This is a genomic window from Methylocystis sp. (assembly GCF_051061225.1).
Lineage (GTDB): Bacteria > Pseudomonadota > Alphaproteobacteria > Rhizobiales > Beijerinckiaceae > Methylocystis.
Map to the genome: position 1 here is coordinate 12,148 of NZ_JBPFEB010000093.1, position 22,239 is coordinate 34,386.

Below are 22,239 nucleotides of genomic sequence, written 5' to 3' on the forward strand. Positions count from 1 at the left end.
CGCTTCCGCGCAATTGGCTTTTCGTGAAAAGCCAACTCTGGAACGAATGGATCTGGCGAGGGGGAGCGATGCTCCGGCGCTCCCCCTCCGCTTGATCTTCGCAGTCCTTCTCCCCGTCTCTTCCATGCGCAAATTGATCCTGCCGCCGCGCCATGCGACGAAGCGGATCAGACGAGAAAAGAACGCCGGAGGACGGGTGCGCGACCGTGAGAGACTTCTGAACCTGCCGGGCGTCGTCAGCGCCCTCCTCGGCGCCATGGCGGCGATCCAACTTTTCGTCGCGATCGGACCCAGGCGGCTTGTCGAACCTTTCTTCGACAGCCTCGCCTTCATCCCGCTGCGGCTGAGCTTCCTCATTGCGCCCGAGCGCGTGCTGGCTGCGCTCGGGCCGAAGATCAGCGACGGCGACGGCGGCGAACAGATCGTCGCCCTGCTCAGCGCCGGCCCTGCGACCTGGCTGACGCCTTTCAGCTACGCCTTTCTCCACGGCGGCTGGACACATCTCATGATCAACGCCCTGACGCTCGCGGCCTTTGGGGCGCCCGTCGCCAAGCGCCTGGGACCCTGGCTGTTTCTGTGGTTCTTCATGGCCTGCGCCCTCGCCGGGGCGCTGACGCATCTCGCCTTGCACCCGCTCGACCTGGCGCCCGTGGTCGGCGCCTCGGCCGCGATTTCGGGAACAATGGCTGCGATTGTGCGTTTCGCATTCACCCCCGGCGCGCGGCTGGGTGAATATGGCGCAATTGACGGAAGAGAAGCGCGGACCGCGTCTCTTTCGCAGCTCGGCGAAAACAGGCAGGCGATCTTTTTTCTTGTCGTCTGGTTTGGGGCGAACTTCTTGTTCGGCGCCTTCCCGGAGGCGGCGGGGTCTTCCGAACCGATCGCCTGGGAAGCGCATATCGGGGGCTTCCTCTTCGGGCTTTTTGCGTTCGGCGCCTTCGAGCGCCTGGCGCGGCGCCGTTAGGCGCCCCGTCCAACAGCCGCCATAGCCGCAAGCGCGCCACGCGCCTTGGGGATGAGGGCGCGCGGGACGAGCCGAGGAGGGAGCGATGACCGTTTTGACGATTCTTTCTGAAAAAGGCCGCCAGGTCGTGACGGCGCCGCCGACCATGGCGCTTCAGGATATCGCGCGCGAACTGATACGCCACGGCATCGGCGCGGTCGTCATCGTGGATGGCGTCGGGACCGTCGTCGGCGTCATGTCGGAACGTGACATCGTCTGCGCGATTGCAAACGGCGGGGCGCGGGCGCTGCAAGAGCCGGTCGGCGATCACATGCAGCAAAATCCGGTGACGGCGCATGAGAACGACACGGTCGACTCGACCATGCAGACGATGACGCTCGAACGTCGCCGGCATCTTCCCGTGATGCGCGACGGGCGTCTCTGCGGCCTCGTCTCGATCGGAGACGTGGTGAAACACCGGATCAAGGTCATCGAGGAAGAACACCGCTGCATGCGGGAGTATATCGCGCAGGCCTAGGCGGGCCTCCTCCTGTTCGTCCTGATGCTGACATACAAGCCCCTGTCGCTTCCCGCGAGAGGGGCTTTCCATCGCCCCCCGGGACTCTCTGCCGCTACACTGTCGCGCCGGGAATCGGGATATGCGCGAAGATGTTGGGCAAGGCGCGCTTGGCGGCCGAGCGGCCAACGTTGATGAGCTGGTCCGCCTTGTGGAAATCGAACATGCCGATGTCTTCCATCCGCGCCGTGATGGTCGCGTCCGGCGGATCGCCCGCGAGGCGCGAGCGCAGAATGCGGTCCTGAATGATGTTGAAGGCGTCGATCATCGCCGTCGCCACATTCGGCGCGTCGCCGGCCTGACGGTCGAAATAACGCGGCAGAATGCGGTCGACGAAGGAAATGTCGGGCTTCTCGCCAAACGGCCCCGCCTCGGCGGCGCGACGCGCGGCGGCCGGATCGTCGCGGATCACGCGGGCGCGATACATCGTGTCGGCCGTCACATTCACCGCGATGACGAATTCCGCGCCGAGCGCGCGACAGACCGTCACCGGCACGGGATTGACCAGCGCGCCATCGAACAGCCAGCGGTCCCCGATGCGCACGGGCTCGAAAATGCCCGGCAGCGCGTAGGATGCGCGTATCGCCTGCGCCAGCGGGCCGCTCTGAAGCCAGACCTCGTGACCAGTGCCGACCTCGGTGGCCACGGCGGCGAAGGGAATCGGCAGATCGGCGAAGGTCAGGGACTCGAGCTCCTGCTCGAGCGCCGCCTTGAGCCGCTCGCCGGTGATGAGGCTCGCGCCGGAGAAGGACAGGTCCATCAGCGTGAACACGCGCCGCCGCGTCAGCGAACGCGCGAATGTTTCGATCTGGTCCAGTCGGCCCGCCGCGTAGCAGCCGCCAACCACGGCGCCGATCGAGGTTCCGGCGATGATGTCGGGACGTATGCCCTGCTCCGCGAGTTCGCGGAGAACGCCAATGTGCGACCAGCCCCGCGCGGCGCCGGCGCCGAGCGCAAGGCCGATCAGCGGCTGGCCGCCCGGCCGTTCTCGCGCGCCTCCGTCCTCGTTCAGGACCGCGGGCGGCGCGCCCTCCTTCATGTCCGTTGGGTTCATCACATCCCGCAGTTCGCCTGTGATGGAAGCGTCGTTGCGTCTAAGCAGTGATAACATAGCACTATGTCCCGCTCAGTCGTCCCCTCTGACCCTTGCGTTTTTTTGTTATATGGGAGCGAGGCTGCGCCTCGAAAATGGCCAGAAGGTTAACCTTCTGGCCGCCGCCCGAACGTTTGCTGTCGGAAATGGCGCGGTTTCCGCTTCACGGCGCGGGGCTCGAACGGCGGATATGCGCTTTTACGGAGTGGCGCGAGCGTCGCTATTCGGCAAAGACCAGCCGCCGCGCTCCGTCGCCGATCTCAAGCCGGCGATAGAAGCAGGATTTCCGGCCGGTGTGACAGGCCTTGCCGTCGCCGCCCGCCTCCACGGTCAGGAGGATGGCGTCCTGGTCGCAATCCACGGACAGCGAGAGGACGCGCTGCACCTGACCGGATGTGTCGCCCTTGCGCCAGAGCGCGTTGCGCGAGCGTGACCAGTAATGCGCGACGCCCGTCTCGATCGTCTTGTCCAGCGCGAGCTGGTTCATGTAGGCGACCATGAGAATCTCACGCGTTGCCGCCTCGACGGCGATGCACACGATCAGGCCGTTGGAGTCGAAGCGGGGGGCGAAGTCCGCCCCCTCTTCCAGAGCCGCCTTGTCCATCACCGGGCGCCGCGCAGCAGCGTGTAGAAATGCGCCTGCTGCCCCGGATCGTCACGGAAGACGCCGGAAAACTGCACCGTGACGGTCGACGAGCCCTGTTTCAGGACGCCGCGCATGGACATGCACATATGCTCGGCCTCCACCAGCACGGCGACGCCGCGCGGCCTGAGGTGGCTCTCGATGGCCTCGGCGATCTGGGCCGTCATGGCCTCCTGCGTCTGGAGGCGGCGGGCGAAGACATCGACGAGGCGGGCGAGCTTCGAGAGGCCGACGACGCCGCCGGTCGGGTAATAAGCGATATGCGCCTTGCCGACGAAGGGCACGACGTGATGCTCGCAATGCGAGGTGAAGGGGATGTCGCGCACCAGCACGAGATCGTCGTATCCCTCGACCTCCTCGAAGACGCGGGACAGCGCTTCATCCGGGGTTTCGTGATACCCCTTGAAGAATTCCTCATAGGCCTTGACGACGCGGCGCGGCGTCTCCCGCAGGCCCTCGCGATCGGGATTGTCGCCGGCCCAGCGCAGCAAGGTGCGCACGGCCGCCTCCGCCTCCTCGCGGCTGGGGCGTTCGAGCGTGTCCTTGGCCGGCTCCGGAGTCACGGAGCGGGCGGCTGTCGCGGGCGTCGGGTCAATCACGGCGTCGGAACGATCTTCTTCAAAGCTGGGGCGAACGGGAAAGGTCTTAACCACGTCATCCATGTGGCGCCTCCTCAACAATCGCGTCGCAAAAGCCGCAACGCTAACCCCCCATGCGGTCAAGACACATGGGATCCTACCTCAAATTTCGCCCCTCGGACCTGAGAAACCGCGAGAATTCGAGAGCTCGCCTGAGTCAATGCAAGAACTGCGGCGCCTCGGCGTTGCGCCGGGACTTTCGCTTTCGCGCCAGCCCTCGGACCTCTATATAAAGGGCGGCGGGAGCGAAGGTAAGCCCCGCGTCCGAGACCGCGCTGATATGCTCGACCAGGTCTATAACGCCAAAATTCTCGAACTGGCGGGAAACATCCCGCGACTGGGCCGCCTGGAGCGGCCAGACGCCACGGCCAGCGCCTATTCCAAGCTCTGCGGCTCCACCATCACCGTGGACCTCGCCCTGCGCGACGGAAAGGTGACGGACTACGCCCATGAGCTGAAGGCCTGCGCCCTCGGCCAGGCGTCCGCCTCCATCATGGCCCGCAACGTGATTGGCTCGACGCCGCAGGAGTTGCGCGAGGCGCGCGCGGCGCTGCGCCGGATGCTCAAGGAAAACGGCCCGCCGCCGGAAGGCAAATGGGCCGATCTCGCCGTCCTGGAGCCTGTCCGCGACTACAAGGCGCGGCACGGCTCGACCCTGCTGGCGTTTGATGCGGTGGTCGAGGCGCTCGCCCAGGCGGAGGCCGAGAAGGCGGTGTAACCGTTTCCGTTCTGTTCGGCCGTGCTATGTTCGGCCATGTCCGCCCCATCGATTCGCATCATCGGCATCGACCCCGGCCTCAGAAACACGGGCTGGGGCGTGATCGAGTCGCAAGGCTCGCGCCTGTCCTTCATCGCTTGCGGGCGCGTGCGCTCGGACGGCGCGCTCGAAATGGGCAAGCGGCTGCGGCAACTGCACGAGGGCCTCATGCAGGTCATCGCGGATTACGCGCCCCATGAGGCGGCGGTGGAGGAGACCTTCGTCAACCGCGACCCGCAGTCGACCCTCAAGCTCGGACAGGCGCGCGGCGTCGCGCTGATGTCCCCGGCCCTTGCCGGGCTCGAGGTGGCGGAATACGCCGCCAATCTGGTGAAAAAGACCGTCGTCGGCGCAGGCCACGCCGAGAAGGCGCAGATTCAGATGATGGTCCGTGTGCTGCTGCCCGCCAGCCAGGCCTCCTCCGCCGATGCCGCCGACGCGCTGGCCGTCGCCATCTGTCACGCGCAACACAGGGGCGCGCGAGCGCTGAAGGCCCTCGCATGATCGGCAAGCTGAAGGGCCTGATCGACAGCTACGGCGAGGATTTCCTGATCCTCGACGTCAATGGGGTCGGCTATGTCGTGCATTGCTCCGGCCGCACGCTGCAAAGGCTGCCGCGACCCGGCGAGGCGGCGGCGCTCGCCATCGAGACGCAGGTCCGCGAGGACTCGATCAAGCTGTTCGGCTTCGCCAGCGAGGCCGAGCGCGAGTGGTTCCGCCTGCTGCAAACCGTGCAGGGCGTCGGCTCGAAGGTCGCGCTGGGGATTCTCTCGATCCTTTCGACGGCGGAGCTCGGGACGGCCATCGCCACGCAGGACAAATCCATGGTGGCGCGCGCCTCCGGCGTCGGCCCCAAGCTCGCCGCGCGCATCGTCGCCGAATTGAAGGACAAGGGGCCAGCCTTCGGCGCGGTCGATCCGGTTGTCGCGAAACTTGCCGGCGAGGACGAGGGCGCCGGCGCGCCCTCCGCCGTGCGCGACGCCGTCTCCGCGCTCGTCAATCTGGGCTATGGCCGGCCGCAGGCCGCAGCCGCCGTCGCCGCGAGCGTGAAGGTTCTCGGCGAAGGCGCGGAGACGGGCGCCCTCATCCGGCAGGGGTTGAAGGAACTGGCCAAGGTTTCCTGAAAAACGAATGTCTTCTTTAACGAAAATAGCAGAGGTTAAGGCTGACAGTGGCGGGATTGATGGCCGCCTTTTGACAGGACTTTCAAAAATGAGCTTTGAGGGGCGCGCGGCCGTCGTCTGGCTGTGCGGCAGGGTTCGCAACGACCTGCAATTCTCGCGCATCTTCCTCGTGGACCTCACCGCCACGGCGGCCTATTGCGCGACGACGGCGCTGCTTCTGGCCCTTCATGCCGCGACCGCGCAAAGCCTTCCTTTTCTCGCCCTCGCCGCCGTGGGCTACGCCGTGTCGCTCGGCCTCAAATTCGCGCTCGTCGTCTATCTGGAGCGGCGCGGGGGCGACGCCCGGCAATTCGTTGGGTCCGAACGTCTGGTCACGAGCGGACCCTATGCGGTCTCGCGCAACCCCGTCTATGTGCTGGCCCTCGCGCAGAGCTTCTTCTGGTCGCTGGGCCTTCTGGCGCTTGGGCTGGCGGCGGGAGGGGCCTGCGCCGGCCTCGCCGCCCTCGCCGCGCCAGCCCTGCTCTACCTCCACTACTGGGGGATCGACGCTCTGGTGATTCCCTACGAGGAAATGGCGTTGCACGCCAAACATCCGGACGCCTTCGCGGCCTATTGCGCCCGCGTCCACCGCTGGTTCGGGCTGATTTCCTCGCGGCCGCAAGGAAACCTATAATCGGGGCGAGGGCGCGCGATTCACGCGCAGCCGGAGCCGGCGCGCCCGCGGCCCGCACATTGGAGCGATTTTTGAGCACCCCTCCCCGGCTGGTGAGCCCGGCACAGCGCGACGACGACGCCGACGCCAGCCTCCGCCCCCTGACGCTCGCCGACTTCACCGGACAGGAGGCGGCGCGCGCCAATCTGAAGGTCTTCATCGAGGCGGCGAAGACCCGCGGCGATGCGCTGGATCACGTGCTGCTCGTCGGACCGCCGGGGCTCGGCAAAACCACTCTGGCGCAAATCGTCGCGCGGGAGCTCGGGGTCAATTTTCGGTCGACGTCCGGGCCGGTCATCGCCAAGGCGGGCGATCTGGCCGCGCAACTGACCAACCTCGAACCGCGGGACGTGCTGTTCATCGACGAGATTCACCGGCTCAATCCGGCCGTCGAGGAAATCCTCTATCCCGCCATGGAGGATTTTCAGCTCGATCTCATCATCGGCGAAGGGCCGGCGGCGCGCTCGGTGAAAATCGACCTTGCGAAATTCACGCTGGTCGGCGCGACCACGCGGGCGGGCCTGCTCACCACCCCCCTGCGGGACCGGTTCGGCATCCCGGTGCGGCTGAATTTCTACACGCCGCAGGAGCTTGAGCTGATCATCAAGCGCGGCGCGCGGGTCATCGGCGTCGGCATGAGCGACGAGGGCGCCAGGGAGATCGCGCGGCGCGCGCGCGGCACCCCCCGCATCGCCGGGCGGCTGCTCCGGCGGGTGCGCGACTTCGCGGTGGTGGAAGGCGCCGCGACCATCACCCGCGAACTGGCCGACCGCTCATTGACCCTGCTCGACGTGGATTCGATCGGTCTCGACGTCATGGACCGGCGGTATCTCGACATGGTGGCGCTGAACTTCGGCGGTGGTCCGGTCGGCATCGAGACCATCGCCGCCGCCCTCTCCGAGCCGCGCGACGCCATCGAGGACATCATCGAGCCTTACCTGCTGCAACAGGGCTTTCTCCAGCGCACGCCGCGCGGCCGCCTGCTGACGCCCCACGCCTTCCGCCATCTCGGGCTCGCGGAGCCCGCGCGGACGGGGGGACAATTCGGGCTGTTCGGCGACGAAGACGCCTGACCGTTCCCGCCGGCTTGCCCGGACGCCACGGCCGCGTTAGGCGAAGGCTCCCGCTGCAAGGAGGCCACATGACTCCCCACTCGATCCCCGCACGCGTTTATTGGGAGGACACGGACGCTTCCGGGCTCGTCTATCACGCCTCCTACATCCGTTTCATGGAGCGCGGGCGCACCGAGCTGTTGCGGTCGCTCGGCCTCGAACAGCGCCAGCTTCTCGACGGCGCCAGTGGCGCGCCGATCTATTTTGTCGTGCGCGCGATGCAGCTCGATTTTTGCAAACCCGCCGTGCTGGACGATCTGCTTTCCGTCGAGACCCTGATCACCGAAATCGGCGGGGCCTCGCTCACCCTCGACCAGCGCATTCGGCGCCGCGAAGAGACGCTGGCGACGGCGATCGTGAAAGTCGTCTGCGTCGAAGCGGGCCGCGCCCGGCGCATGCCGGCTGAGGTGAGGGAAAAATTCGAGCGGTCGCGCGGCGCGCCGTCCGATTGAAACGACGTCTCCATCACCCGCCGGCGCCATAGCCTGCGGGGGCGGTCCCTGAAAATTACAATGTCTGTGATGTTCGTGACAGAAGCGAAGCCCGGCGCGCGCCATAAAAAGCGGAATGGCAACATCAAGGGAAGCGACCATGTCGGTCACGAACACAACCCCTCTCCTCGCCAATGTCGCGTTGACCCACGAGAGCGACAAGGCGCCGGGTCACAACCCGGTCGCGGCGCCCACGCAGCAGGCATTCATCGAGGATATCGAAAGGGACAACCCGGACGCGGAGACATTCAGCCGCCAGCTCGATCAGATTGCAACGCCCCTTCTACCGGGCGAGACGAAGACCCGAAAGCCGATCATCGAGCGACTCAGCCTGATCTCATATACGGACAGAAGCAACTTCTGGCGTTCGTCCAAATTGGTTCGGGTTGGCGGCCGTGTCATGGCTGCGATCAGACTGGGGAAAATACGGGTTCCATTTTATCTCAGCAGCGGACTCTCGCCGAAGCACGACGTCACGCCAGGGCGGTGGTATCCGTTTTTCGGTATCGGTGACGATAACTGGCTCAACAAAGCCAATGGCATGTCCGAATACTACGGCAGCGCGCTCCTGCGGGAGGTCGCTGAACAACTCGACGCGGAGATAGGGGATATCCGGAACGAGACCGCCTACGCGGATCACAACATTCCCACGTTCCCATCGGGACAGTACCAAATTGCTGATTTCATGAACAAAGACATGAATCCCATCGAACTGAACGACTCCAACCATTGGGAAACCATCAAGAAAAAGGTCGAGGAAATAGAGGCGAGCGTGCTTGCTCATCCAAATGACGCGGAGCCCGAGACGCCCGCCTGCAGGGTGGACTGCGCCCTTCTCTAGCCACCCGATGGATGAGAGGTCTCGCACCGCGGATGGTCGCGGAGGCGCGAGAGACACGGAGGGAGACAGTGTCGATCAACAACAATATCACTCCCATCGCCCTGAACGGCACACCGGGAGAACACGCGCCAACCGAAAGCGACAAATCGGGCGAAGATCCGAGGGCGGCGATGATGGAGCAGATCACCTCCACCAACACCAACAACACTGATTTCGCGCGCAACCTGGAAGAGCGGAAAACCAGCATCGCCAGTTCCGCGGTCTCCGCTCTGACGCCGGTCGGCGGAAACTCGATATACGCGCAACTGGAAAGCATCCCCTACAAGAAAACGAGCGAAGGCATCCTGACGTCGACCTTCGTGAGGCTCTCGGACCGTCCGATGGCGGCGGTTAGAATAGGACCCGTGCGCGTTCCGTTTTACATCAGCAGCGGTCAGGTGGCGAAAGCGGGGATCACGCCCGGCAAATGGTATCCGATCCTCGGGCTCGGGGATAAGACGGGCTGGCTGAATAAAACCGACAATATGGCGTTCTATTACAATAGTCCAAAGCTGCGCGAGGCGGCCGAGCGGCTGGACCGCGATGTCGGAGACATTCGCGACGACGAGACGATCCCTGCGTTCGAGACAAAGAAACGTGTGGCCGACTTTCTGAATAAAGACATGCTGCAAATCGAGCCGACCGACGAGGGCGGCGCCGCCCATATCGAAGCCATGGCCCAGCTCATCGAAGACGGCGTTGCTCCGAACGCCAATCATGGCGCCTGCTGCGGCTCGGCCTGCGTGATTCTTTGACGCCCCTGGACCGACTGAACGGAGGGCGGGAGTCCGGCTGCCTCCCCCTTTCGGCCTGCCGGCTTACCAATCCTTAACCCTTACCGCTTGTTAACGCTTCGCGGTTAAGTATGCTTGTGCGGCGCAACGAAGCCCCAGAAAGGGCGAAATTGCGGGCAATAAGGGCGTCGCCAGCACGAAAGACGCCCAAAATTCCTCTCAGGGACAAATCATGAATCCAGCCGAGATCGCCGCGACCGCCGCCCCCGCCGCCGACATCACCATCTGGAGCATGTTCTGGGGCGCGCATATCGTCGTGAAATTCGTGATGGTCGGCCTGCTGCTGGCCTCGGTCTGGTGCTGGGCGATCATCATCGACAAGACGCTCCTCTTTGCGCGCATGCGGCGTTCGATGGACCGTTTCGAGGAGAATTTCTGGTCCGGCAATTCTCTCGAAGACCTCTACGGCAAGCTCTCGGAGCGCCCGACCACCGGCATGGCCACGCTGTTCGTCGCCGCCATGAAGGAATGGAAGCGCTCCTTCCAGACCGGCGCGAGCGCAAGCTTCATGGGCCTTCAGGCCCGCATCGAGAAAGTGCTCGACGTCTCCATCGCCCGCGAGGTCGAGAAGCTCGAGTCCAATCTGCTGGTGCTCGCCACCGTGGCCTCGGCCGGTCCCTTCGTCGGCCTGTTCGGCACGGTGTGGGGCATCATGACCTCCTTCCGCTCCATCGCGGCCTCGAAAAACACCTCGCTCGCCGTCGTCGCGCCGGGCATCGCCGAAGCGCTGCTGGCGACCGCCATCGGCCTCTTCGCGGCCATTCCGGCGCTGATCGCCTATAACAAGATGCAGGGCGACGTGGCCAAGGCTCAGGCGCGCATGGAAAGCTTCGCCGACGAATTCTCGGCCATTCTCTCGCGCCAGATCGACCAGCACGCGGCCTCCAACCGCGACCGGGCGGCGTAACCCATGGGCGCCTCGATCTCGACGCCCGGCCGCAAGGGCGGCAGACGCCGGCGCGGCGTGCCGCGCTACGGCGCCATGGCCGAAATCAACATGACGCCCTTCATCGACGTCATGCTGGTGCTGCTGATCATCTTCATGGTGGCGGCGCCTCTGCTCGCCACCGGCGTCGCGGTCGATCTGCCGGCGACCAAGGCCGGGCAGCTCAATATCGACCAGAAGCCCATCTCCATCGCCATCGACGACAAGGGCCAGATTTTCCTGATGGATCAGCCCGTCGAGATGGAGCAGCTTCTCGACCGCCTCAAGGAGACGACGAAGCAGGGCTTCGACGAACGCATTTATGTGCGCGGCTCCAAGGCGGTGAATTACGGCCGTGTGGCCGAAGTCATGTCGCTCATCACCACAGCGGGATACAAGAAGGTTGCTCTGGTGACGGAGCAGGAGAAGAAGTGAGGCTGCGACGGTGAGGGTTTCGCGGTCCGAGCCTGGCGTCGTCATCTCCTCCGCGGCCCATGCCGGGCTGTTGCTGGCGGCGTTCGTGTTGTTTTCGGATGCGAGGAAATTCGAAGACGCGCAGGAGATGATCCCGGTGGAGGTCGTGACGGACTCGGCGCTCAATCAGATCGCCAAGGGGGAGAAGACCGCGCGCGATCTGAAACCCTCCCAGCGCGTCGACAAGGTGGCGCCGCAAAGCGACGCGAAACCGCTGCCGCCTGTCGCCGAAGCCAGGAAGGACGTTCCCACGCCGCCGCCGCCGTTGCGCCGCTTGCCGGAGCCCGGCGCCGACGACGCCCCCGAGCCGACCCCGCCCAAGCGCGTCGCCGCCCTGCCCCCGACGCCGGACAAGCCCGAACCGCCGAAGCCCGCCGCGGCGAAGCCCGTTCCCGCGCCGCCCGCCAAGCCGAAGGCCGCCGCGCCCGAGGACAAGCCGGAGGAGCCGAAGGAGGCCGAGGTGATCAAGCCGAAGCCGCCCACGCGTCCGAAGGACGCCAAGCCTGAAAAGGAAGAGGCGAAGGAGACGCCCAAACCCGAGCCCCGGCCGGAAAAGCCGAAGGAGCGCCTGAAGGTCGACGAGGTGGCGAAGCTGCTCGACAGCAAGAAGACGCTCGACAAGCCCGCCAAGCCCGAGAGCCACGAGGGCGAAGTCGCGGAAAAGAGCGTCAAGGGCGCGAAACCGAAATCGGGCGATGAGACCGCGCCGACATCGAAATTCGACGCGGCGGATATCTCCCGGCTCCTCAGCAAGGAGGCGCCCCAGCGGCGCGCGGCGACGGGCAGCGACATCAAGACGGCCTCGCTCGGGGCGCCGGAAGGCTCGGCGCAGAAGATGTCCGCCTCGATGGAGGCGCGCATCGCCGCCTATATCCACGACCATTATCACCCCTGCTGGGCGTCGGCGCTCACGCTCGGCGGCGCGACCTTCGCGCCGGTCGTCGAGTTTCACCTGACGCGCGACGGCGCTCTGGAGGGCCGTCCGCGCCTGATGAATCCGTCGTCCAATCCGGTGGAGCAGGCCCGCGGCGAACAGGCCGTGCAGGCCGTGCGGCGGTGCAGCCCCATGCGCATTCCGGCGGAATTCATGCCCTATTACGACGAAGCGCTGCATGAAGTGACGATCCGCTTCCAGGACGCCAACTGATGCGCGCTCGTCGCGACCCCCTCCCTGCCCTCCCCCTTTCAGGGGGAGGAAGATCATCGGCAACCCCACGCCTTCTCCTGCCCCTTCCAGGGGAGGACTCATCGGCAACTCCGCGCCTTCTCCCTCCCCCTGCAAGGGGGAGGGTCGGGGTGGGGGCCGAACCTCATCGACAAACGGACCAGACATGACACGCCTCATCACACGCCGCGCCGCCACGGGACTCATCGCCTCAGCCGCGCTGGCGCCGTTCGCGCCGGCGCGGGCCGGACGCGTCATCGACCTCAAGGGCGGCAGCTTCCAGCCGACCAATATCGCCGTCGCGCCGTTTGTCGGCGACGAGGCGGCGCGCACCATCACCTCCGTCGCCAACAATAATTTCAAGCGCTCGGTCTTCCTGCGCCCGGTGGACGCCAATGTGCCCGCCGGCTCTCCCGATCAGCCCGATCTCGACGCCTATCGCGCCGTGAGCGCGCAATTCGTTCTCACCGGCCGCTCCGTGCGCGCCGGAGACGGGCGGCTGAAGACGGAGTTCCGGCTCTTCGACGTCACCACCGGCGAGCAGGTGGCCGGCCAGCAATATGTCACCGAAGCGGCCAACTTGCGCCGCGTCGCGCATCTACTGTCGGACGCGGTGTTCAGCCGCGTCACCGGTGAGAAAGGGTTCTTCGACACGCGCATCGTTTTCGTCGACGAGACCGGACCCAAGGAGAGGCGCCGCAAGCGCCTGGCCATGATGGACCAGGACGGCGCCAATGTGCGTTATCTCACCCGCGGCGACGAGCTCGTGGTCACGCCGCGCTTCTCGCCCTCCTCGCTCGACGTGACCTATATGGCGTTCAACGACGATGGCGAGCCCAAGGTTCTGCTCATGAACATCGAGAACAGCCAGCGCGAGGTGGTGGGCAACTTCCCCGGCATGACGTTCTCGCCGCGCTTTTCGCCCGATGGGCAGAAGATCATCATGTCGCTGTCGGAAGGGTCTTCCACCAATCTCTACACGATGGACCTGCGCTCGCGCGCGACGACACGGCTCACCGACACCAGCGCCATCGACACGGCGCCCTCCTATTCTCCCGACGGCTCGCGCATCAGTTTCGAGAGCGATCGGGGCGGCTCCCAGCAGATCTATGTGATGAGCGCGCATGGCGGCGACGCGAAGCGCATCTCCTTCGGCGGCGGCCGCTATTCCACGCCCGTCTGGTCGCCCAAGGGCGATTACATCGCCTTCACCAAGCAGAATGGCGGCAATTTCTCCATTGGCGTGATGAAGACCGACGGCACGGGCGAGCGCATCCTCACCGAGGGCTTCCACAATGAAGGCCCGACCTGGGCGCCCAACGGCCTGTTCCTGATGTTCTTCCGCGATAGCAGCGGCGGCGGCGGGCCAAAGATTTACATGGTGGACGTCTTCGGCCGCTCGGAAACCCAGGTGCCGACGCCCAGCTACGCCAGCGATCCGGCATGGGGGCCGTTGCAGGATTGAAGGCGGGGCGTCTTGGCGCGGGAGCAGCACCGCCCGGCAGCCGAAACCGCATCTTGCGCAATCCATGGCGCGGCAATAAGCTCAAGCTCTCGTCTCTCAGATGGGAGCTGCGACATTGCGCGCTTCGGTTTTTGCTCTTTCGATTTTCCTTCTGGCGTCTGTTCAACCCGCTATGGCGGATTGCCTATGGGACGACCCGCCAGGGTTGAAGGCCAGGTTCGACAAATATGTCGGCAAGCACATCCCGGAAGCCTGCAAGACGGCGACCGACTTCATGCATGAGGAAGCGTTCGCGGTCGACGCGAACACCGTCAAATATGAGATGATGATCGCCACGAGCGATTCCTGCTTCACGCAAATCGCCTCCGCCGTTCAGGCGTCCATGCAGAAAGGCGTGAAGCCGCAGTGCGGTCCCGAACTGGCGCAGGCCGTGGAGGTTTATCCCGGCGCCGATAAATATCTCCTCTTCTCCTTCAAAGTGTCGGAAGCCCACGCCCGGGAGGCGGGCTGGCGGGCCGCCGACGAGAACGCCAGCGCGCCGGGCTGCGAGTTCGCCGATGTCATCACGATTCCGAGAAAGACCGGCAAGAGCCCGCTGCCAGAGGCCCATGCCTATAAATTGCAGGATGGCTCGATCGTCTTTCTCGGCCGCCTGACCGTGGATGCGGACGGATCGCCGCACGCCTATCATCCAGACAGTTCCAAAGGCCTCGACGACAAGCGCAACGCGGGAAGCCCCGGGCATTGGTTCGGGATCGCCACGGACAACTGCGCCGAAGACGGCGAGCCTGTCATTCAGGGGCCAAACGATCCGGCGCCTGGCTTTTATGTCACGCCGACGACCATGCGCTCCTCGACAAAGCTCTCCTGCGAAGTGCAATCCAACTACGTCGACGCGGAAAAAATCCCCTTCGTTGCGTTGCCGACAAAAGTCGCGCGCATCTTCACCGACAAGGCCGCTCACACCACGCAAGGCGCCGCGGTCGTGGTGGCCAATCCGTCGGGGGTCTCCAAGCCGGCGATCCTCGCCGACCAATCACCTGCCTTTGGCCGGGGCGAAGGGTCGGTGAAGCTTGTCTCCGAGCTGGGCTACAATCCGAACGCCCGTAAAGGCGGAACGGAGAAGCGGGAGCTCGTCTACCTCGTGCTGCCGAAAAAGCTCGGTTTTCCTGCCGACGCAGATGCGGTCAAGAACCAGGTGACGCCGTTGTTCGAGGCCTGGGGAGGCGAGAAGCGGCTGGCAGCATGCCGCGCGGCGCTCGAAAAAGCCGCGCCTTAAAGCGCTTTCCGCCGAAGCAGGCGATGCGCGAAAAGACGAAAATCGACAGTCCCGGTCTGCGTCGATCAGACCGGGGCGCGCTTGGCGGCTCCGGCATTGCTGAACCGCGCCGGAGTGGGTAACACCTATACGTGACCAAGCCCGTCCGCATCGACGAAAGCTGGCGGAAACATCTCGCCAGCGAATTCGAGCAGCCCTATTTCGCGGCGCTGCGCGAATTCGTGCGCGGCGAATATGCGGCGCAGGCGATCTATCCTCCGGCGGCGCAGATTTTTCGCGCCTTCGACGAATGCCCCTTCGACAAGGCGAAAATCGTCATCCTCGGGCAGGACCCCTATCACGGTCCCGGACAGGCGAATGGCCTGTGTTTCGCCGTCGGCGCGGGCGTGCCGCCGCCGCCGTCGCTTCAGAATATCTTCAAGGAAATCGAGGCCGATCTCGGCCATGCGGTGTCGCGCGACCCCGATCTTTCACGCTGGGCGCGGCAGGGCGTGCTGCTGCTCAATGCGACTCTCACCGTCCGCGCCTCGCAGGCGGGCTCACACCAGAACAAGGGCTGGGAGCGATTCACCGACGCCGCGGTTCACGCGCTCTCGCGTGAACGCGAGGGCGTCGTCTTCATGCTGTGGGGCTCCTACGCCCGGCGCAAGGGCGCGGGCATCGACCGCCAGAAGCATCTCGTGCTCGAATGCGCCCACCCCTCCCCGCTCTCGGCGCATAACGGCTTTTTCGGCTGCCGTCATTTTTCCAGGGCGAACGAGTACCTCGTTGTCCAGGGAAAGACACCAATAGACTGGTGAGCCACGCCCCTCTCCCTGTTTCACGGGGAATGGGAGCGCTTACTTCGCCGCCGCGGCCTCGTGGACCTTCAGCAATTGCGCGTCCGTCTCCGTCACGCGCGCGAAGGCGGGCCGCGCGGTCACGCGGTCGATATAGGCGGAGATTTGCGGCGAGGCGGGCACGAGGCCGAAGCCCGTCGTCCAGCGCAGGGCCGTCGCCCAGAGAATGTCCGCGGCGGTGTAGCGCGCGCCGAGCAGATAAGGCCCCTGCGCAAGCTGATCGTTGATGAGCGACATCACGCCCTCGAAATCGCCATAGGCGCTCATGCTCCTCGGCGGCTCCTGCTTCATGTGACGGTCCATCACCGCCGGCTCGAAGGCCGAGCCGTAGAACACCAGCCAGCGCAGATACGGCCCACGCAGCGGATCGCCGATCGCCGGCGCCAGCTTCTTTTCGGGGAAGGCGTCGGCGAGATAGATGAAGATGGCCGCGAGTTCCGTCACCAGCGCGCCATCGTGGACGATGGCGGGAACCTTGCCGAGCGGATTGACCGCGAGATAATCGGGCCGCCGCTGGGCGCCGGCCCGAAAATTCAGGTCGCGAAGCTGATAGGGCGCGTCGAGCTCCTCCAGCAGGATCAGCACGCTCGAGGAACGCGTCTGCGGCGAATGATAGAAGATCAGATCGGTCTCGCTCATGGCTCTCGCTTCACGGAACAAAGAGGAAGAAGCCATATGTCGCGAAGACGACGAGATGCACAAGGCCGGTGAAGACATTCGTGCGCCCCGACCCGAAACTGACGACGCTGAGCATGAGCGTCAGCATCATCATGGTTGAATCGCGGGGACCGAGCCCGAGGACAATCTCGCGCCCTGTCCCGAGGCTGAGAAGCGCCACCGAGGGCACGGTCAGGCCGATGGTCGAGACGGCGGATCCCAGCGCCGCATTGAGGCTCGTCTGAAGCGCATTGCGTCTGGCGGCCCGAATGGCGTTCAGGGATTCCGGCATCAGGACGAGCATCGCGACCGCCGCGCCCGCGATCGGGTTCACCTCGGCGACCCCTGTCCAGGCGAGCATTTCCTCCAGGCTGGGCACGAAGCGCTCCGCAAGGAGAGACACGCCCAGCAGGCTGGCGCAAAGCCCGAAGAGCGACACCAGCGTGCGCTCAGCCGATGGCCGGGTTTCGTGCCGCCCGGTCGCCGCCACATGCGCGTCGATGAAATAGGAGCGATGCCGCACGGTCTGGATGAACAGAAACGCGCCGTAAAGCAGGATCGACAGCACGCTGACGAAGATCACCTGGGCCGGCGCCAATGTCGGTCCGTAGGACGACACCGTGTAATTGGGCACGATCAGGGTGAGCGCGGACAGCGCGATGAGGACCGCGAGATAGGCGCTGGCGCCCATCGGCTGAAGCTCCTGCTCCCCGTGCCGGAAGCCGCCGAGCAGCAGGCACAGCCCGACCACCCCGTTGCAGACGATCATGATGGCGGAGAAGACGGCCTCCCGCGCTTCCGTGGGATCGTCGGAGCCGTGCCCGATCATCGACGCCATGACCGTCACCTCGATGACCGTCACGGCGACCGTGAGCACCAGCGTGCCGAGCGGCTCTCCGACTCTGGAGCCGACGACCTCGGCGTGCTCCAGCGTCGCAAACACGGAGCCGACGATCAGCGCCGCCGCCACCAGCGGCACGATGAATTGCATCGAAGGATGGACGCGCTCGATCCAGTGCTCGGTCGCCGCGAAGAAACCGGCGTAACACAGCGCGAGCGCCGGAAAGACGACGCCCCTCACAGACATTCTCGGGACCTGCATCCTCACCCCATCTGCCAAACCGGAGGCTTTGCCGCCGAAGCGCGGAAGCTTTGCCGGCCGCGGCTCTTCCCATCGCCGCAATCGGCGAATAAATCTAGCCCGATGATCCCTCCCTCCGAACAAAAGCGCGACCTCCCGCCCGAGGACGACGAGGCTTTCGAAGCGGCCGACGCCGCCCCGGAGGACGCCGGGGATCCGCTCCCGGAGGATGACGCGCAGCAGACGCCCGAGAGCGTGAAGCGCGGCGTGGCGGTCATCAAGAAATATTGGAAACACGCGCCCAACGGCCCCGGCGTCTACCGCATGATCGCCGAGACCGGCGAAGTGCTGTATGTCGGCAAGGCCAAGAATGTCCGAAAGCGCGTCGCGAGCTACACACGGCTGGCGGGCCATGTGAACCGCATCGCGCGGATGATTTCGGCGACCGCGTCGATGGTCTTCATCTCGGTGGAGACGGAGACCGACGCGCTGCTGCTCGAAGCCAATCTCATCAAGCAGATGAAGCCCCGCTTCAATGTCTTGATGCGGGACGACAAGTCCTTCCCCTATATTCTCATCGCCCGCGACCATGAGGCGCCGCAGATCACCAAGCATCGCGGCGCGCGCGTGCGAAAGGGCGATTATTTCGGGCCGTTCGCGAGCGTCTGGGCCGTCAATCGCGCGCTGAACGCCCTGGAGCGGGCCTTTCTGCTGCGCTCCTGCGCGCAAAGCTTCTATGACAACCGCACGCGCCCCTGCCTGCTCTATCAGATCAAGCGCTGCGCCGGCCCCTGCACGGGCGAGATTTCAACCGAGGATTACGCCGAACTGGTGCGCGAGGCGCGGGACTTTCTCTCTGGCAAGAGCCGCAGCGTGCGCGAACAGCTCGCTCAGGAGATGACCGAAGCGGCCGAGCGGCTCGAGTTCGAGCGCGCGGCTCGATTGCGCGACCGAATTTCCGCGCTCTCAACGATCCAGGGCGCGCAGGGGATCAATCCTCGCACGATCGAGGAGGCGGATGTCTTCGCGATCGCCAAGGACGCCGGACGTTTCTGCATCGAAGCGTTTTTCTTCCGCGCCTACCAGAACTGGGGCAACCGCTCCTATTTCCCGCGCGCCGACGCGAGCCTGACGGAAGCCGAAGTCCTCGACGCCTTTCTCGCGCAATTTTACGACGAGCACCCGTCCGCGCGCTGCGTGCTCCTCTCGCATCCGATCGAAGACAGCGCCCTGCTGGAAGAGGCGCTTTCCGCCAAGCTTCGCAAAAGCGTCGACGTCATTGCGCCGCAACGCGGAGAAAAACGCGAACTGGTGGAGCATGCGCTCAACAACGCGCGCCAGGCCCTGGGGCGCAAGCTCGCCGAGGACGCCAGCCAGCAGCGCCTGCTCGCCGCTCTCGGCGAGGTGTTCGGCCTGCCCGCGGCGCCGCGCCGCATCGAGGTCTACGACAATTCGCACACCGGCGGATCACAGGCGATCGGCGCGATGATCGTCGCCGGCCCGTCCGGATTCATGAAGACGCACTACCGCACCTTCAACATCAAGGGCGCGGAGATCACGCCCGGCGACGATTACGCCATGATGCGCGAGGTGCTGACGCGCCGCTTCGCACGGCTCGCGAAGGACGGCGAGAAGGACACGGACCCCGACGCATTCCCCGCAAGGCCGGACCTTGTGCTGATCGACGGCGGACGCGGGCAGTTCGATGTGGCGCGAGAGGCCCTGCGCGAAAGCGGCGTTGATGGCGTCGCGCTCGCATCCATCGCCAAGGGCCGGGATCGCGACGCCGGGCGCGAGACCTTTTTCATCGAAGGCCGCGAGCCCTTCCGGCTGCCTCCGCACGACCCCGCCTTGTATTTCGTGCAGCGGTTGCGTGACGAAGCGCATCGCTTCGCGATCGGAACGCATCGCGCCCGGCGCAAGAAGGACTTCACCAAAAATCCGCTGGACGACATTCCGGGCGTCGGCCCCTCACGCAAGCGTGCGCTGCTCCTCGCCTTCGGCTCCGCCAAGGCGGTCGCCCGCGCCGCCCTGTCCGATCTGGAAAAGGCCCCCGGAATCAACAAGGCGACGGCGCGGATTGTCTACGACCATTTTCAGCGCGGGGATTGACCCCGGAGGTTTGGCGAAATCGGCCCGGTGAATGGCGAGACCCGTCCTGTCGCGGGTCAGCGCCCTGGATATGATGACATCAATTCGGCTATCCAGGTTCCCCACTTCGCCCGGCCCCGCGCCGGGCGCTTTTTTAGGTCACGCCGTTGCGCCGGCGTCGACGGTCACCACTGTTCCAGTAATGTTCCGCGCCCGGGCGTCGAGCAGAAAGGACACCGCATTGGCGACATCCTCCGGCGCCGCCAATCGGCGCAGGGCGGCGCGCCGGGCGATCCTGCCGCGATCCTGATCGTCGAGCGCGGCCGTCATCTCGGTTTCGATGAACCCAGGCGCAACGGCGTTCACGGTGACGCCCATGCGGCCGACTTCCCGCGCCAGCGATCGGGTGAATCCGACAAGCGCCGCCTTGCTCGCGCCATAGACCGATAGGCCGTGGTAGCCGGTGGAGGCGATGATCGAGGAAATATTAACGATGCGGCCCTCGCCCGCCGACATCATGTTGCGCACGGCATATTTCGTCAAAATGACAGGCGCCGTCACATTCACGCGCATCAGCATGTCGATCTGCGAATTGTGCATGGTCGCGAGCAGACCTTCCGTTCCGAGCCCGGCATTGTTCACAAGGCCATAAGGCGCGCCGAACTTCTTCTTCAAACCCAGAACGAACTCCGGAATGGAGTCGATCTGCGCCAGATCGAGCGGCTCGAAGGACAGCGCCTCGCCGCATTGCGTTGCCAGCGCGCCAAGCTCGTCGCTTTCCCGTCGCGCAACCGCGACGACGTGAAACCCGTCTTCGAGGAGCCGGCGCACAATGGCGAGCCCGAGCCCCCGGCTGCCGCCCGTCACGATCACATGACGCATCACGCCTCCCTGCGCAGAAGTTTGCCCGCCGGCGATATAGCGAGCGCCGACACGAAGCCGAGCGCGGCGGGAACCTTGTGCCGTTCCAGACGCGCGCGGCAGATGGCGAGGATTTCATCCTTCACCATGCGCTGGCGTTCCGGCGGCGCGGCGTCCTCCTTCAGCACGACATCGGCGGCGATCAGATCGCCTGTGATCGGATTGCGGCGCGCCTTGACCAGAGAGGCCCGTACCGCCGCGTGAAGGTTGATGACCTGCTCGACCTCTTCGGGATGCACCTTGAGGCCGCCGACATTGATCGTTCCCGCGCGTCTCCCCCGGAAGAACACGCGATCCCCGATCCTTTCAACGAGATCGTCCGTATCGACAAAGCCGTCGCCATCCCTGAGCGCCAGATCGTCGCGTCCAACATAATAAGACGCCGTGCGTGGGGAACGGATGCGCAGCGACCCGTCGACGACGCTCATCTCGACGCTGCCTGAGCGTTCGAGCCAGGAGGCCGGAAATCCCTCACGGCCGTCGCTCACTTCAAATGCGACGCCCGCTTCCGTCGAAGCATAGGCATGAACGATCTTCGCGCCCGGATAGGCCGTCGCGAGCGCATCGAGGATCGCACGATCCGCGATTTCCCCGGACAATCTGACGTAATGCGGAGAGAGGCGAGACGCGTCACCGCTCATCAGCAAGCGTCGCCAATGCGAGGGCGTGCCGGAGACATGGGTGACGCCAGCGGCCGCCATCCGCGCGACGTGATCCGCGGGGCGCTCATTCGAGTCCGACAGCGTCAGCGACGCGTCGCCTGTCGCCGCCCGAAGGAAGATTTGCAAGCCGCCATAGCGGCGAATGTCGTAGAAGGTGCCCCATACCGGCGTTGTCGCCGGGCGCCCCTGCATTGCGCCAAGCAATCCTTCGAGCCGATGCGCCACCAGCTTCGGCTCCCCGGTCGTGCCGGAGGTTGGCGCCACCCATTCTGTCTCGATGGCCTCCCCTCGCGCAGAGGTCTCCACAGCAGGCGTGGACAGCACGATGCAAGGAAGCTCCAGGTCGAAATTGCGATGGCTCTCGTCGCAAACGATGATCTCAATCGCCGCCTGACGGATCGCGGCGGCGAGACGCTCTCCGGAGAAATCCGGCGGAATCACCAGCATGCGCCTGGCGACGCCATCGAGCTCAAGCATCGCAAGCGCTGCATCGAACGGATCCGCGACCAGGATCAGGACCGACTTGTCGCGGAGCAGACGCCGTTTGCCCGCAAGGACCGTGCATTCAAGCGCGGTTCTCCAGTCAATGGCGCGACCGGGCGCGAGGATCGCCGCGCCCTCCGGAGGACACGCGGCGCGCGCCAGAGCCGACAGGTCAAGCGGCGGCGGCATTTTCATACAGTGAAATGAAATCGGCGAAGGTGACCGGGAAATAGACGTTCTCGGACGCAGTGAAGGGATCGACGCCCAGCTCGTCCTCCAGCCGCGCGACGATGACCGCGAAGCAGAGCGAGTCGAGACCCGACTCGGCCAGGAGCGCGTTGTCCTGCACCGCAGCCAGCGTCTTTTCCTGCTCTGCTGCAACCTCCTTCATAACCGAAAGAACTTTTAACCTTACGCTCATGGATCGGAGCCT

25 protein-coding genes are annotated in these 22,239 nt (G+C 65.2%); 17 read left to right on the forward strand and 8 right to left on the reverse strand.

Annotation, left to right across the window (positions count from 1 at the left end; all coding sequences use genetic code 11):
• Nucleotides 1–196 precede the first annotated feature (196 nt).
• The gene (locus tag ACR652_RS15735) at nucleotides 197–964 is read left to right on the forward strand and encodes a rhomboid family intramembrane serine protease (RefSeq protein WP_434507423.1); all 768 of its coding nucleotides are present in this window, start codon (nucleotides 197–199) and stop codon (nucleotides 962–964) included.
• 85 nt (nucleotides 965–1,049) lie between these two features.
• Entirely contained in the window at nucleotides 1,050–1,481 is a 432-nt protein-coding gene (locus tag ACR652_RS15740; RefSeq protein WP_434507424.1) for a CBS domain-containing protein, read from the forward strand.
• A gap of 94 nt (nucleotides 1,482–1,575) precedes the next feature.
• On the opposite strand, the gene ACR652_RS15745 is transcribed toward ACR652_RS15740, so the two are convergent.
• From ACR652_RS15745 to folE, 3 genes are all read right to left on the reverse strand, one after another.
• On the reverse strand, nucleotides 1,576–2,631 hold the full coding sequence (locus ACR652_RS15745) for a patatin-like phospholipase family protein (RefSeq protein WP_434507425.1): 1,056 nt from the start codon (nucleotides 2,629–2,631) through the stop codon (nucleotides 1,576–1,578).
• Nucleotides 2,632–2,833: 202 nt separating this feature from the next.
• Nucleotides 2,834–3,217 (reverse strand): phosphoribosyl-AMP cyclohydrolase, encoded by a 384-nt coding sequence (hisI, locus tag ACR652_RS15750; protein WP_434507426.1) that lies wholly within the window; start codon nucleotides 3,215–3,217, stop codon nucleotides 2,834–2,836.
• On the reverse strand, nucleotides 3,217–3,918 hold the full coding sequence (gene folE / locus ACR652_RS15755) for a GTP cyclohydrolase I FolE (protein WP_434507427.1): 702 nt from the start codon (nucleotides 3,916–3,918) through the stop codon (nucleotides 3,217–3,219). Before folE ends, hisI begins: the two co-directional genes overlap by 1 nt.
• Before the next feature lie 256 nt (nucleotides 3,919–4,174).
• On the opposite strand from folE, the gene ACR652_RS15760 reads away from it, so the two are divergent.
• The 14 genes from ACR652_RS15760 to ung all read left to right on the forward strand — a co-directional run bounded on the left by ACR652_RS15760 (nucleotide 4,175) and on the right by ung (nucleotide 15,872).
• Entirely contained in the window at nucleotides 4,175–4,612 is a 438-nt protein-coding gene (locus tag ACR652_RS15760) for an iron-sulfur cluster assembly scaffold protein (RefSeq protein ID WP_434507428.1), read from the forward strand.
• Nucleotides 4,613–4,648: 36 nt separating this feature from the next.
• A complete protein-coding gene (gene ruvC / locus ACR652_RS15765; RefSeq protein ID WP_434507429.1) occupies nucleotides 4,649–5,155 on the forward strand; it encodes a crossover junction endodeoxyribonuclease RuvC in 507 nt (168 codons plus the stop codon).
• Nucleotides 5,152–5,775 (forward strand): Holliday junction branch migration protein RuvA, encoded by a 624-nt coding sequence (gene ruvA, locus ACR652_RS15770; RefSeq protein WP_434507430.1) that lies wholly within the window; start codon nucleotides 5,152–5,154, stop codon nucleotides 5,773–5,775. Before ruvC ends, ruvA begins: the two co-directional genes overlap by 4 nt.
• Before the next feature lie 88 nt (nucleotides 5,776–5,863).
• The gene (locus ACR652_RS15775; RefSeq protein WP_434507431.1) at nucleotides 5,864–6,448 is read left to right on the forward strand and encodes a methyltransferase family protein; all 585 of its coding nucleotides are present in this window, start codon (nucleotides 5,864–5,866) and stop codon (nucleotides 6,446–6,448) included.
• Nucleotides 6,449–6,519: 71 nt separating this feature from the next.
• On the forward strand, nucleotides 6,520–7,560 hold the full coding sequence (ruvB, locus tag ACR652_RS15780; protein ID WP_434507432.1) for a Holliday junction branch migration DNA helicase RuvB: 1,041 nt from the start codon (nucleotides 6,520–6,522) through the stop codon (nucleotides 7,558–7,560).
• A gap of 68 nt (nucleotides 7,561–7,628) precedes the next feature.
• Nucleotides 7,629–8,051: a tol-pal system-associated acyl-CoA thioesterase gene (gene ybgC / locus ACR652_RS15785; protein WP_434507433.1), complete on the forward strand. Its 423-nt coding sequence runs from the start codon at nucleotides 7,629–7,631 to the stop codon at nucleotides 8,049–8,051.
• A 139-nt stretch (nucleotides 8,052–8,190) separates the two neighbouring features.
• A complete protein-coding gene (locus tag ACR652_RS15790) occupies nucleotides 8,191–8,931 on the forward strand; it encodes a hypothetical protein (RefSeq protein WP_434507434.1) in 741 nt (246 codons plus the stop codon).
• A gap of 68 nt (nucleotides 8,932–8,999) precedes the next feature.
• Nucleotides 9,000–9,725: a hypothetical protein gene (locus ACR652_RS15795; protein ID WP_434507435.1), complete on the forward strand. Its 726-nt coding sequence runs from the start codon at nucleotides 9,000–9,002 to the stop codon at nucleotides 9,723–9,725.
• 211 nt (nucleotides 9,726–9,936) lie between these two features.
• Entirely contained in the window at nucleotides 9,937–10,671 is a 735-nt protein-coding gene (gene tolQ, locus ACR652_RS15800) for a protein TolQ (RefSeq protein WP_434507436.1), read from the forward strand.
• Nucleotides 10,672–10,674: 3 nt separating this feature from the next.
• Entirely contained in the window at nucleotides 10,675–11,124 is a 450-nt protein-coding gene (gene tolR / locus ACR652_RS15805; RefSeq protein ID WP_434507437.1) for a protein TolR, read from the forward strand.
• Nucleotides 11,125–11,134: 10 nt separating this feature from the next.
• Nucleotides 11,135–12,310, forward strand: a complete 1,176-nt coding sequence (locus ACR652_RS15810) for a cell envelope biogenesis protein TolA (RefSeq protein ID WP_434507438.1) — start codon at nucleotides 11,135–11,137, stop codon at nucleotides 12,308–12,310.
• Nucleotides 12,311–12,494: 184 nt separating this feature from the next.
• On the forward strand, nucleotides 12,495–13,793 hold the full coding sequence (gene tolB, locus ACR652_RS15815) for a Tol-Pal system beta propeller repeat protein TolB (protein ID WP_434507439.1): 1,299 nt from the start codon (nucleotides 12,495–12,497) through the stop codon (nucleotides 13,791–13,793).
• 115 nt (nucleotides 13,794–13,908) lie between these two features.
• Nucleotides 13,909–15,072, forward strand: a complete 1,164-nt coding sequence (locus tag ACR652_RS15820; protein WP_434507440.1) for a hypothetical protein — start codon at nucleotides 13,909–13,911, stop codon at nucleotides 15,070–15,072.
• Between the two features lie 131 nt (nucleotides 15,073–15,203).
• A complete protein-coding gene (gene ung / locus ACR652_RS15825) occupies nucleotides 15,204–15,872 on the forward strand; it encodes a uracil-DNA glycosylase (protein WP_434507441.1) in 669 nt (222 codons plus the stop codon).
• Between the two features lie 39 nt (nucleotides 15,873–15,911).
• Here the strand turns inward: ung and ACR652_RS15830 are convergent, their stop codons facing one another.
• Nucleotides 15,912–16,550: a glutathione S-transferase family protein gene (locus ACR652_RS15830; RefSeq protein ID WP_434507442.1), complete on the reverse strand. Its 639-nt coding sequence runs from the start codon at nucleotides 16,548–16,550 to the stop codon at nucleotides 15,912–15,914.
• Nucleotides 16,551–16,560: 10 nt separating this feature from the next.
• A complete protein-coding gene (locus ACR652_RS15835) occupies nucleotides 16,561–17,655 on the reverse strand; it encodes a calcium:proton antiporter (protein ID WP_434507443.1) in 1,095 nt (364 codons plus the stop codon).
• Between the two features lie 117 nt (nucleotides 17,656–17,772).
• Here ACR652_RS15835 and uvrC point away from each other — a divergent pair, with 117 nt between their 5' ends.
• Nucleotides 17,773–19,761, forward strand: a complete 1,989-nt coding sequence (gene uvrC / locus ACR652_RS15840) for an excinuclease ABC subunit UvrC (RefSeq protein ID WP_434507444.1) — start codon at nucleotides 17,773–17,775, stop codon at nucleotides 19,759–19,761.
• A 138-nt stretch (nucleotides 19,762–19,899) separates the two neighbouring features.
• Here the strand turns inward: uvrC and ACR652_RS15845 are convergent, their stop codons facing one another.
• Genes ACR652_RS15845 through ACR652_RS15855 form a run of 3 tightly spaced genes read right to left on the reverse strand, consistent with a single transcriptional unit; the run spans nucleotide 19,900 to nucleotide 22,227 of the window.
• On the reverse strand, nucleotides 19,900–20,622 hold the full coding sequence (locus ACR652_RS15845; RefSeq protein WP_434507445.1) for an SDR family NAD(P)-dependent oxidoreductase: 723 nt from the start codon (nucleotides 20,620–20,622) through the stop codon (nucleotides 19,900–19,902).
• Nucleotides 20,622–21,995, reverse strand: a complete 1,374-nt coding sequence (locus ACR652_RS15850; RefSeq protein WP_434507446.1) for an AMP-binding protein — start codon at nucleotides 21,993–21,995, stop codon at nucleotides 20,622–20,624. The genes ACR652_RS15845 and ACR652_RS15850 overlap by 1 nt, the downstream gene beginning before the upstream one ends.
• Nucleotides 21,979–22,227 carry a phosphopantetheine-binding protein gene (locus ACR652_RS15855; RefSeq protein ID WP_434507447.1) on the reverse strand — a complete coding sequence of 83 codons (249 nt, stop codon included), beginning with the start codon at nucleotides 22,225–22,227 and terminating at the stop codon, nucleotides 21,979–21,981. The genes ACR652_RS15850 and ACR652_RS15855 overlap by 17 nt, the downstream gene beginning before the upstream one ends.
• Nucleotides 22,228–22,239: the final 12 nt, after the last annotated feature.

Coding starts and splice junctions, on each gene's coding strand:
- ruvC (WP_434507429.1), top strand. CDS start 4,649: ATGTCCGCCCCATCGATTCGCATCATCGGCATCGACCCCGGCCTCAGA.
- ACR652_RS15790 (WP_434507434.1), top strand. CDS start 8,191: ATGTCGGTCACGAACACAACCCCTCTCCTCGCCAATGTCGCGTTGACC.
- ACR652_RS15845 (WP_434507445.1), bottom strand. CDS start 20,622: ATGCGTCATGTGATCGTGACGGGCGGCAGCCGGGGGCTCGGGCTCGCC.
- tolB (WP_434507439.1), top strand. CDS start 12,495: ATGACACGCCTCATCACACGCCGCGCCGCCACGGGACTCATCGCCTCA.
- folE (WP_434507427.1), bottom strand. CDS start 3,918: ATGGATGACGTGGTTAAGACCTTTCCCGTTCGCCCCAGCTTTGAAGAA.
- ruvA (WP_434507430.1), top strand. CDS start 5,152: ATGATCGGCAAGCTGAAGGGCCTGATCGACAGCTACGGCGAGGATTTC.
- tolR (WP_434507437.1), top strand. CDS start 10,675: ATGGGCGCCTCGATCTCGACGCCCGGCCGCAAGGGCGGCAGACGCCGG.
- ybgC (WP_434507433.1), top strand. CDS start 7,629: ATGACTCCCCACTCGATCCCCGCACGCGTTTATTGGGAGGACACGGAC.
- hisI (WP_434507426.1), bottom strand. CDS start 3,217: ATGGACAAGGCGGCTCTGGAAGAGGGGGCGGACTTCGCCCCCCGCTTC.
- ACR652_RS15830 (WP_434507442.1), bottom strand. CDS start 16,550: ATGAGCGAGACCGATCTGATCTTCTATCATTCGCCGCAGACGCGTTCC.
- ACR652_RS15740 (WP_434507424.1), top strand. CDS start 1,050: ATGACCGTTTTGACGATTCTTTCTGAAAAAGGCCGCCAGGTCGTGACG.
- tolQ (WP_434507436.1), top strand. CDS start 9,937: ATGAATCCAGCCGAGATCGCCGCGACCGCCGCCCCCGCCGCCGACATC.
- ACR652_RS15855 (WP_434507447.1), bottom strand. CDS start 22,227: ATGAGCGTAAGGTTAAAAGTTCTTTCGGTTATGAAGGAGGTTGCAGCA.
- ACR652_RS15745 (WP_434507425.1), bottom strand. CDS start 2,631: ATGTTATCACTGCTTAGACGCAACGACGCTTCCATCACAGGCGAACTG.
- ACR652_RS15760 (WP_434507428.1), top strand. CDS start 4,175: ATGCTCGACCAGGTCTATAACGCCAAAATTCTCGAACTGGCGGGAAAC.
- ACR652_RS15775 (WP_434507431.1), top strand. CDS start 5,864: ATGAGCTTTGAGGGGCGCGCGGCCGTCGTCTGGCTGTGCGGCAGGGTT.
- ACR652_RS15850 (WP_434507446.1), bottom strand. CDS start 21,995: ATGCCGCCGCCGCTTGACCTGTCGGCTCTGGCGCGCGCCGCGTGTCCT.
- ACR652_RS15835 (WP_434507443.1), bottom strand. CDS start 17,655: ATGTCTGTGAGGGGCGTCGTCTTTCCGGCGCTCGCGCTGTGTTACGCC.
- uvrC (WP_434507444.1), top strand. CDS start 17,773: ATGATCCCTCCCTCCGAACAAAAGCGCGACCTCCCGCCCGAGGACGAC.